2 protein-coding genes are annotated in these 3,770 nt (G+C 59.9%); both read right to left on the minus strand.

Annotated features, from left to right (window positions below; all coding sequences use genetic code 11):
- Positions 1-2,482 (minus strand): carbohydrate-binding domain-containing protein (locus tag QZL66_RS07535; protein WP_293601973.1); only part of this gene is annotated, 2,482 nt, incomplete at its 3' end.
- Positions 2,466-3,095, minus strand: coding sequence for a dockerin type I domain-containing protein (locus QZL66_RS07540; RefSeq protein WP_022411124.1), 630 nt, complete (start codon positions 3,093-3,095; stop codon positions 2,466-2,468). The genes QZL66_RS07535 and QZL66_RS07540, both read right to left, overlap by 17 nt.
- Between the last annotated feature and the right edge of the window lie 675 nt (positions 3,096-3,770).

Raw genomic sequence — 3,770 nt, forward strand, 5'->3', positions numbered from 1 at the left:
TGCCGCCGGTGTAGCAGGTCACGCTGGATTCCTTGCTGGACATTACCATCTCCGAAGAGCCGTTGGGCAGGGTGAAGGTGGCGAGAACATTGCCGCTTGCGTCAGCAAAGGTAATGGTCTGTCCGGCAGAAACCGAGGTGCGTGACAGGAAGGAGTAGCTGCTGGGTGTTTCAAACATGTCGCTGCTGCCTGCCGCAATGACCGTACCGCCGGAATAGGTGATGGAGTTGTTGCTGTCGCCGCAGTCCAGCGGGCCGTTTCCGCCGCCGGTCTGAGAAACAAAGATATAGCCGCCGTTGAAGTAGATGTTGCCGTTGGAGTCCAGACCGTCACCGGCTGCATTCACATAGGTGTAGCCGCCGTTGAAGGTCATGGTCTGGCTGCCGCCGCTGGAGTTGCCGCCGGGGCCGCCCCAGCCGCCCTGACCCCAGCCGCCGCCGCTGCTGTTGCCGCTGCCGTCTGCACCGCCTGCGGCATTGTAGCCGTCATCGCTGGAAGTGACCATAACAGTGCCGCTGTTCTGGGTGATATCCACGCCCTCGATGCCCTCGTAGGACTTGGTGATGTTCACGGAAGGCGCATCGTATCCGCCGCCGGTGCTGCCGATGATCAGAGCGTGGTCGCTGTGTGCGCCGTCGTCCGCCGTGGCGAGGGTCATGCTGCCGCCCAGCAGCTGCATGTCGCCGCCGCAGTGCAGGCTGTCGTCCGAGGAATCGATGTGAATGGTGCCGCCGTTGATGATGAGGTCGCCGCCGCTCTGCCATGTGGTGCCGGCAGAATCGTATACGCCCACCGACTTGATGCCCTTGGCGCTGATGTCGGTCTTGTTGGAGTTGCCGTCACCGCCCATGCCGCCGCCGGGGCCGCCCCAGCTGGAGGCGCTGTCGGAGAAGTTCGAGCCCTGATAGGTGGTGATGTACAGTTCTCCGCCGTTCATGGTGAAGGTCTGCTCTGCCTGAATGCCGTCGGCGTAGGAGTCAATGTTGACGGTACCGCCGCTGATGGTGATGTATCCCTTGCCGTCCTCGTCGGAGTTGGTCTTGATGCCGTCCCCGCCGGAGCTGCCGTTGTTGGTGTTCACCGTCACGGACAGGGTGCTGTAGTCGGTGGCATCCGGATCGCCGATGCGCACGGAGTCGTTGCCGCGGATGCCGTCGTCTGCGGCGTTGACGGTAATATTGCCGTTCCAGATCTTCAGGTCATTCTTGCACACAATGCCGTCCTCGGTGTTGCCGTTGACGATGAGAACGCCCTTGCCCTTGAGCTTCAGGTCATCTCTGGAGAAGATCGCACCGTTGACCGTGTTGGTGTTGCCGTCGCTGTCCACATAGGTGTCCGTGTGGGAAACGCCGTCCGAGATGGTGTTGGTGGTGCCGTTCTTGGCGGAGATCTGAACCTCGTCCCCGATCGCCTCCACATAAATCGGTGCGGCAGTGCTGTTGGAGAGAGTCAGCCCCTCCAGATTCAGAACGACCTTTCCCGCCGGCTCTGCGGTCTTATCCACATTGACGGCAAGCTGTCCGCTGGTGCTTTCACCGCTGACAGAGAGTTCGCCGGAAGCGGTAACTGTTACATTGGCTCCGGAGATCGTCAGGTTCGAGGGGTTGGAAACCACACTGCCGGAAGCGTTGGTCGCTGTGACGCTGCTGCCGCTGTAGACCAGAGCCGTTGCCACATTGTCCTCTGCGGGCGTGCTGCTGCCGCCGGACAGTTCCTTGACGCCGGTGAACTTGGTGAGGATGCCGGTCATAGCAAAGGTGCCGTTATCGGAACCGTCGTGGGTCATCTGCGTGCTGCCGGTGTACAGGCTGTAGCTGCCGGATGCCGAGAGGTTCGGGCTGCTTGCCAGCACATAGGAGTACTTTTTGGCCGGTGTCATCTCATAGACGGTGCTGCTGCCGCTCTTGAGGGTGACGGTGCTGTTCTTCTTCCACTCTGCGGCATAGTCCAGCTGTACCACGCCCTGGGTGCAGCCGGAGGTGTCCAGTGTGACGGCTGCGCCGGATGCATTCCTGTCGAATGCGTAGTCCGTTGCCGTTGCCAGCACTTCGCCGCCGGTGATGGAGAGTGCGCCGTTTTCGTCCAGCGTGAAGCCGCGGTCGCCGCTGGCGGTCACCGTACCGCCGGAGATGCTGAGGGCAGTTGCTGCCTGTACCGCATCGTTGCCCGCCTTAATGGACACGCTGCCGGACAGAATGGACACATCCTCCTTGGAGGACTTCAGACCGTCTGCGGAGGAGGTGACAGTGACCGTAGCACCGTCTACCTCCAGTGTATTATTTGCCCGGATGGCGTCGGCGTCAGAAGTGGCATCGACATCTGTGTTGATGCTGATGTCGCCGCCGTTGAGCTTGATGTCGTCCTTGGAGCGGATTGCCGTGTTCATGCTGCTGGTGATGTTCAGCGAGCCGGTGCTGTTCTTGGTGACGGTGATGTCACAGTTGCCGTAGATGACACCGCCGGTATCAGCATTGGCAGGCATTGGCAGCCGCTGCCGTGTCGGTCAGCGTGTTCGTACCGCCGCAGGTGAGCTTCAGCTTCTGGGCGCTTTGTGCCAGAATGCACGGTGCACCGGTGGAGGAGGACATGGTCACATCCTGTAGGAACAGGGAAACCGCCTCCGCATCTGCCGTGGTGTCCGGCACATTCACCAGAACCTGACCGTCCGTAATGCTGCCGTCTACCACGTAGTTGCCGGAGGCGGAGATGGTGACGGTTTTGCCGGAAACGGAGGTGACACCCTTGGTGTCGCCCTCGACGGTGATGCCGCTGTCGCTGAGATGAATGGTGATGGCGTCGCTCACGGGGTCGGTGTTGGCAGCCATCTGCCGCAGCTTGCTGAGGTCAGCGCCGCTGACGCTGCCGTCCCCGTTGACATCGGCGTTCTGCGCCTGCGCTGCGGTCAGGGTGCGTGTGCCCAGCAGGGCGCTTTGCAGCAGCAGGACATCGGCGGAGGTCACCTGACTGTCGCCGTTTAGATCGCCGGAACCTTTTGTGCCGGCTGCGCCAGCCGGGAAAAACGCCGGCATTGCTGCTGTGCATAGAATGGATAGTGCCGCAGCACTGGCCAGAATGCGGCGGGATTGTTTTTTCATATTGCTCACTTCTCCTTTTGGTCGGGAAGCCCGCTGAGGACTGCCGGTCGGAACAGACCGGCGCACCACGGCAACTTCCGTACTAAGATGGAATTGAAACGGCAGAAGTATGGGAAGTACCTCTTGTTGCCTCTTAGTATAACGGCCTTTTCTTAAAGAATTCTTAAAAATGAAAAAAATCCCGCTGCTGTTGAAAATTTTTTGTGCGGTATGTGACCGAATTTGCCGGAAAGCGGTAAAACCGTGCGCTGTATCGTGCCGGCTTCCGTATGGACAGGCTGAGCCGTGTCCGCAGGTTTGTGTCAGGGGACATGGAAAGCATCGTGCGAAAACGAAAAAAACCGGAGCTGTTAAACTCGTCAGGCTGCTCCAGCTGAGCGCAGCTGGCGAGGTGTTCTTAGAGGGCACGTGCCCTCTAAGTCGCCGTCCGCAGACGGCGAAATCCCCGTGCCCATACTTCTGGGCACAGGTCGCAGGTGGGTGAGAAAAGCGACAGCTTTTCGAGGGCGGAGCGAACAAGACCGCTCCGCCCTGTTTGCCGCTTGCAGTACTATGATTTTGAAAACATTCCGGTGGAATGTTTTCAACGGGATTCCCCTTTGCCGAAACCGGCGGACAACAAAAAGATGAAGAATATAGGCCTCCCCTGAAAGGGGTGACTCCCCACGGGGTGGG

The organism is Ruminococcus sp. CAG:330, from assembly GCF_000437175.1.
Classification (GTDB): domain Bacteria; phylum Bacillota; class Clostridia; order Oscillospirales; family Ruminococcaceae; genus Ruminococcus_C.

Excerpts from the sequence above, each read along its gene's own strand:
- QZL66_RS07540 (WP_022411124.1), bottom strand. The coding sequence starts at position 3,095 with ATGAAAAAACAATCCCGCCGCATTCTGGCCAGTGCTGCGGCACTATCC.